Origin of the sequence: Streptomyces sp. NPDC059668, assembly GCF_042734135.1 — a bacterium.
GTDB lineage: Bacteria > Actinomycetota > Actinomycetes > Streptomycetales > Streptomycetaceae > Streptomyces.
The window spans coordinates 71,846-77,936 of the sequence record NZ_JBHWEL010000010.1 but is presented as its reverse complement, the minus strand read 5'-3'; the positions used below and the strand labels follow the sequence as shown (position 1 = coordinate 77,936).

At 72.1% G+C, this 6,091-nt stretch carries 3 protein-coding genes; 1 reads left to right on the top strand and 2 read right to left on the bottom strand.

The annotated features are described in order from the left end of the window. Nucleotides 1-168: 168 nt before the first annotated feature. Nucleotides 169-2,106, bottom strand: a complete 1,938-nt coding sequence (locus ACFV2J_RS10650) for an MFS transporter (RefSeq protein WP_385082246.1) — start codon at nt 2,104-2,106, stop codon at nt 169-171. 235 nt (nt 2,107-2,341) lie between these two features. Then, nucleotides 2,342-5,092 carry a serine hydrolase gene (locus ACFV2J_RS10645; RefSeq protein ID WP_385438162.1) on the bottom strand — a complete coding sequence of 917 codons (2,751 nt, stop codon included), beginning with the start codon at nt 5,090-5,092 and terminating at the stop codon, nt 2,342-2,344. Between the two features lie 231 nt (nt 5,093-5,323). Here ACFV2J_RS10645 and ACFV2J_RS10640 point away from each other — a divergent pair, with 231 nt between their 5' ends. Next, entirely contained in the window at nt 5,324-6,079 is a 756-nt protein-coding gene (locus ACFV2J_RS10640; RefSeq protein ID WP_385083968.1) for a GPP34 family phosphoprotein, read from the top strand. Nucleotides 6,080-6,091 lie beyond the last annotated feature (12 nt).

The following is a 6,091-nucleotide window of genomic DNA, read 5'->3' as shown; positions in this document are numbered from 1 at the left end:
GCGCTCCCGCGCCCCCGCTCGCGGGCGCGGGGGGGGGGGGGCGCGGGCGCTTGGGGGGGGGGGCGCGCGGGGGGGGGGGGGGGGGGGCGGCGCGCGCCCCCCCCCCCCCCCCCCGTTCCGGTTCTGTGAGGTTCGGCCTCGCCCCTGGGGCAGCGCAGCCCCCAGGGGTCAGCGGAGTTCCTCGGGGCACGGGGTACCCCGGGGGAGCTGGTAGGGCGCGGCCAGGCGGTACGTGCCGGGACCCGGCGCCAGAAGCTCGGTCCACTTGTCGCCGGAGGCGTTCTCCTGGGTCTCCATCAGGCAGCCGTTGAGGTTGTCGTACGTCTTCGGGACGCCCTCGGCCCGGTGCTTGGACCTCTCCGTCTCCTGGGGCGGCTTCACGCTCTTGCCCTCGGCGTCGACGAGGCCCAGCCACGGGGAGTACGGAACCCGGATGAGCACGCGGCCGGCCTTCTTCACCTCGATGGTCAGCTCGCCCTGCTCGGCACGGTCGACGACGGCCGGCGGGTCGGCCAGCGGCGTCGGATCGGTCACCGCGAAGAGCTGCCAGTTCGCGTCGCCCCAGATCTGCCGGAGATAGGGCATGCCGCGCTGGACCAGCTCACGTTCGCGTTCGCCGCCGTTGCCGTCCGGCTCCCCCTTGGGCAGCACCACGTAGTGGACGGCCCAGCGCTGGAGCCACTCGTGGTAGTTCGCGGAGTTGAGCGTGTCGTCGTAGAAGAGCGGGTTGCGCTCCATGTCGGCCTGCCGGTTCCAGCCGCGGGCGAGGTTCACGTACGGCGCGAGCGCGGACGCCTCACGGTGGGAGCGGGCCGGGACGACCTCGACGCGGCCCTTCTCGGCACCGACGACCTGGAGCTGGTTCACCAGCGGGGCGAGTTCCCGCGCCCAGGACGCCGCCGGTGTCGTGTGCACGATGTCGTCGACGGACTTGAAGCCGATCCACCCGGTGAACCCGACGAAGGCGACGACGGTCACGTACCACTTGCGCGTCCTCGGCACGGTGAAGGGAAGGGCCGCCAGCAGCGCCACCCCCGCGAACAGCATCGCCAGCCGCGTGATGTTGGAGCCGATCTGCGAGCTGATCAGCCAGACGAGGAGTACGCCGAGGCCGTACACCGCCGCCGTGATCCGTACCGTCTTCCACTCCTTGGGCACGAGCGCGAAGACCAGCACGGAGTAGACGAACGGCAGCGAGGCCGAGCCGATGGACATGGGCTGGGTCCCGGAGAAGGGGAACAGCCAGGCCGAGGCGGCCACGACGAGCGTCGGCGCGATCCCGAGCGCGTACGCCCCCGGGCGCCGCTTCTGGAGGAAGAGGGCCGCCGCGACCAGACCGACGAACAGCCCGGCCACCGGCGACGCGGCGGTGGCGAGGGCGGCGAGCGGCGCCGCGCACAGGGCCTTCGCCCAGCGTTTGTGGCGCCAGCGGTAGGGCCAGCAGAAGACGACGGCGGCCGCGGCGAGCGCGAACACCATCCCCAGGCCGTACGTGACGCGGCCCGAGGCCGCGTTGCACAGCAGCGCGAAGACTCCCGCGAGCGCGGGCCACAGGGGTTTGCGTACCGCGCGGCTGCGGATCAGGATCATCGTCAGCAGCCCGGCGGAGAGCGTCCCCGCGATCATCATCGTGGTCCGCACACCGAGCACGGACATCAGGTACGGCGACACCACGCTGTACGACACCGGGTGCATACCGCCGTACCAGGCGAGGTTGTACGCGGAGTCCGGATGCCGCCCGACGAACTCCGCCCAGGCGTCCTGCGCCGCGAGGTCCCCGCCGCTGTTCGCGAACGAGAAGAACCATGCGAGGTGGAGCAGCCCCGCCAGCGCGGTGACGACCGCGACGGGGTGCCGGTCCAGGAAGAGCCTCAGCCGGACGGCGCGGGTCCCGAGGTCCTCGCCGGCGCCGTTCGGTCCGCCGGCTCCGTTCGGCCGGTCAGCTCCGTTCGGCCGGTCGGCTCCGTTCGGCCGGTCGGCTCCGTTCGGCCGGTCGGCTCCGTTCGGCCCTTCGGCGTCGGCGGAGGGCGCGGGCAGCCGTATTCGCGAGCCCGCCCCGGGGCCCGGATCGGCGTCGTCGGCGTGTGTCGGCTCCGCTGTCGCCACTACAAGGCACTCCTGTGTCCCGTTTCCTCGCGCTCGCCCCGGGACCCGCGGCCCGCGACCTGCCCCGATCTCGCGACGCTAGCACGCACCCCGCCGGGGAGCGCCCCGGTGGGCGCCCCCGACGGGGTGCGGCACGTTCGCGCGGTGCTCACCGCGCGTTCGCGTGCTGTTCCGGGGCGCTCGCGGCGTACGCCGCCACGAGCGCGTCCGCCGGATCGCTCACCTGTACGTCCGCTCAGCTCACGCGGGTCAGCTTGGCCCCGAAGCCCGGCTCGGCGAGATCCTTCTGGAGCGCGACGGGGATCTGGACGGCGCGGCTGGAGCCGTCGCCGACCGTCAGCACACCGACGGTCTCGCCCGCCTTGCCCGTGTGCGGGACCGTCTTGTCGCCCGCACCGATCGACAGCTTCGTCTTCAGACCCGGCCAGCCGACCGCCGTCATGTTCTTGGTGGCGACGACCGGGGTCCGGCCGCCGAGCTGGTCGTCCACGTACCCGACGACGTCGCCCTTCTTCACCACCGTGGCGGAGATCAGGCTCTTCTGGACCTTGTCGATCAGCTTCTGGCTGTTGGTGAGGGCGAGCTGGAGGCTGTCCCAGACCTTGCCGGTCCCGGCGTTCTGGCCGAGGACCGCGCCGTAGATCGTCTGCTGCTTGCCGTTCACCGTCTTGGTGGCGGCCCACACCAGATTGCCGCCGGCGGGGGTCGACGAGCCGGTCTTCAGACCGATCACACCGACCTGCTTCACCAGCAGGTCGTTGTTGTTGTAGATCTTGCTGTCGAGGCCGGGGATCTGGGCGCTGGCCATGCCGACGATGCCACGGAACACGTCGTTCCGCATGACCTCTCTGGCCAGCTTGAGCTGGTCGGTCGCGGTGCTCACCGTCGTCTTCTGCAGACCGCTCGGGTCCGTGTACGTCGAGTTCGTCATGCCGAGCTTCTCGGCGGCGGCGTTCATCTTGGCGACGAAGGACTTGTTGTCGGAGTCCCAACGGGCGAGCAGCCGCGCCGCGTTGTTGCCCGACGGGATCATCAGCATCTGGAGCATCTGGCGCTCCGTGAACTGCTGCCCCTTCGACATGGCGGCCGTCGACTCGTCCGGCAGCTTCGACTCGTCCTCGGCCTGCTGGTCGACGGTGATCTTCTCGCCTCCCTCGCTCCCCTTCAGAGGGTGCTCCTGGAGGATCACGTACGCCGTCATGATCTTGGCGACGCTCGCGATGGGAGCGGGTGCCTGCTTGCCGTCCGTACCGAGGCTGCCGACGCCGTCGACCTCTATGGCCGACTGTCCGTGACCCGGCCAGGGCAGGTCGAGGGTGCCGCCCTCGAAGGTGTACGTGGAGTCGGCGGTGAGCCCGAGAGCCGCGCTCGGCAGCGGACGTACGGCCTGTGCGATCGCGAAGATCACCACGAGCAGCAGGACCAGCGGGGTCCAGATCTTGACGCGGCGCACCAGCGTGCGCACCGGCGTCTGCGGGGGCGGCGGCGTGTTCGTCAGCTCGGCGAGCAGGTCCAGCGGCGGCTTCGGCGGAAGCGGCTGCTGGGTGGTGCGCTCGGGCCCGACCTGGGGCACGACGGCGGTGGCGTCGGCGGGGGTCGCCCTCGGCTTCGCCGGTGCCTGCTCGTCCAGGGACCTGAGGGCGACGAATCTGCTGGTGCGTTCGGCCGCGGCCTCGGCCTTCGGCTTCGGCTTCGGCTCGGCCTCGGGCTCCGCCCCGGTCTTCGCTCCGGTCTTCGCCTCGGGCTTGGCACCGGGCTTGTCCGTCGGCGTCCCGGTGGATCCGGCGGCGGGCTCGGAGGCGGCCTTGTCCGTGGCCGTCCTCGCGTCCGGCTCGGCATCCGCCTTGCCGTCCGCCTTCGCGCCCGGCCTCGCGTCGCCCAGTTTGAGCATGGTGGTGGGCTGGTCCACGGCCGGGCGCCGCGGCGCCTTGAAGACGGCGGTGGGCTGGTCGACGGGCGGCTCCGAGGCCGCGGGGCTCGAAGGGGTCGCTGATCCGTCGGAGTCCTTCGGGTCCTCGGAGTCGTCCCGCGAGTCCTCGGGCGAGCTCTTCGGGGAGTCCTCAGGAGAGTCCTTCGGGCTCGGCTTCACGTCGGACTTCGAGCCGGGCTTCGCGTCCTCGACCGGCTCGTCACCGGACGCGGAGCCGTCACCGGCGTCGGACCCGGTTTCGGCGTCGGCGTCGGCGTCGGCCTTCGTCCCGGCCGCCGCCTTCCCCTCGCCGGCGGCCGCGGGCTCGGCGTCGGCGTCCACATCCGTGTCCGCCTCGACGTCGTCCCCGTCCCCGGCACCGGCCCCGACACCGCCTTCGGCATCGTTGTCGGCCGCGGAATCGTCGGCTGACGCTCCGTCAGTCGCGCCTCCAGTGCCCCCGGTGTCTCCGGCACCGCCGTCGGTCCCGCCCTCGGCTCCGGCCTCCGCGTCCGCCGTCGCCTCCGCGTCCTTCTCCGCCCCCGCGTCCGCGTCCCCGTCCGCGTCGACCGTCTCCGAGTCCTCCGCCGCCGTCTCCGCGCCCTTCGCCGCCGAGGCGGACTCCTCCGCCTCCTCGGCGCCCGCAGCCTCGCTCGCGGCCTCCTGCGGAACCTCGGACTCCTCCTCGTCCGCGCCCGACACCCACGCGGCCACCGCGGCCCGCAGCCGGGCGTCCCCGCCGGGACCCTTCTCCCCGGAACCGCCGGAAGCCTTCTCGGCCCCGCCGGAAGCCTTCTCCCCGGAACCGCCGGAGACCTTCTCCCCGGCCCCCGTGGAAACCTTCTCCCCGGACGCGGCGGAAGGTTCCGCCGGCGCCCGCGTCGAGAACACCGCCGTGGCCTGATCCACCCGCACCGTGGCGGCTCGCTCACGGGCCACCGCCAGGCGGGGGTCCGCCGCTGCGGCCGCGGCGGACCGGACCGGCCCCGGAACCGCGGCGGGGGTCCCCGACGTCGCTTCTGCCGACGACGCCGACGACTCGTGCTGCTTCGACCTGTCGGGGGACTCGCCCGCCACCGATGCCTCCTCCGTGCGCCACCCACCGGGCGCCCAACGAACCGTGAAACCCTTGACCCGCTGCCCGGACATCGCTGTCCGAACCATGTACCAGTGTCCTGTGTGCGGGCTTAACCCCTGCGGTAGACGAGAACGACATACCTGCCGGTTCCACTACGAACCGGTCACGCACTCTCGACAGACCATTGTGAGAGGGGTCACCCTGTCATTCATCCACGCGGGGAGGCATGGATGGGCAGGAGCCGCAGAACACTTCCGGAGGAGCTTCTGCTGCTGGCGTTGGACCCGACCACGGGTACCACCGCACAGCCGCAGTCGCTCGACCTCGGTCTGGCCGGAGCACAGCTAGTAGAGCTGGCGCTGGCCGGACGGATAGCCCCAGACGGGGATCGTATCGCCGTGGTGGCACCACGGCCGACTGGAGATCCAACACTGGACTGTGCGTTGGAACTGCTTCGCCGGCGCGGAGCACCCGTACGCGCGGTCAACTGGATTGGCGGGCCCCGACTGGGACTTCGCCAGACCTACCTCTCGCATCTGGAGAGGTGCGGCATGGTGCATGCCGTGGCCGGCCAGATGTGCGGGGTGCTTCCGACGACTCGCTACCAAGCGACGGACACGGAGATCAGCCGGGAGATCAGGTCCCGGCTGGACAGCGCGATCCGCACCGGCGTACCGCCGGACCCGCGGACCGCGGCGCTCGCCGCGCTGGCCCATGCGGTCGGTCTCGGCAAGCACCTGTATCCGGGTAATGAGGGACGTTCGTCCCGCTCCCGGCTGCGGGACCTGATCCGACACGACCCCATGGGCGGCCTCGTGGCCCACGCGGTCATGGACGTTCAGAACGGTGCGGTCGCACAACCGCGCCGCAGCCCGGCACCGGCAGGCCGTCCGGCCACCGCCGGCGTCAGGTCCGCACCGGAACCCGCCCATGGTGTTCCGATGCAACCGCGCCACGGTTCCATGGCGCGCGCCGTGGTCCACTGAGCCGCAGTCCCA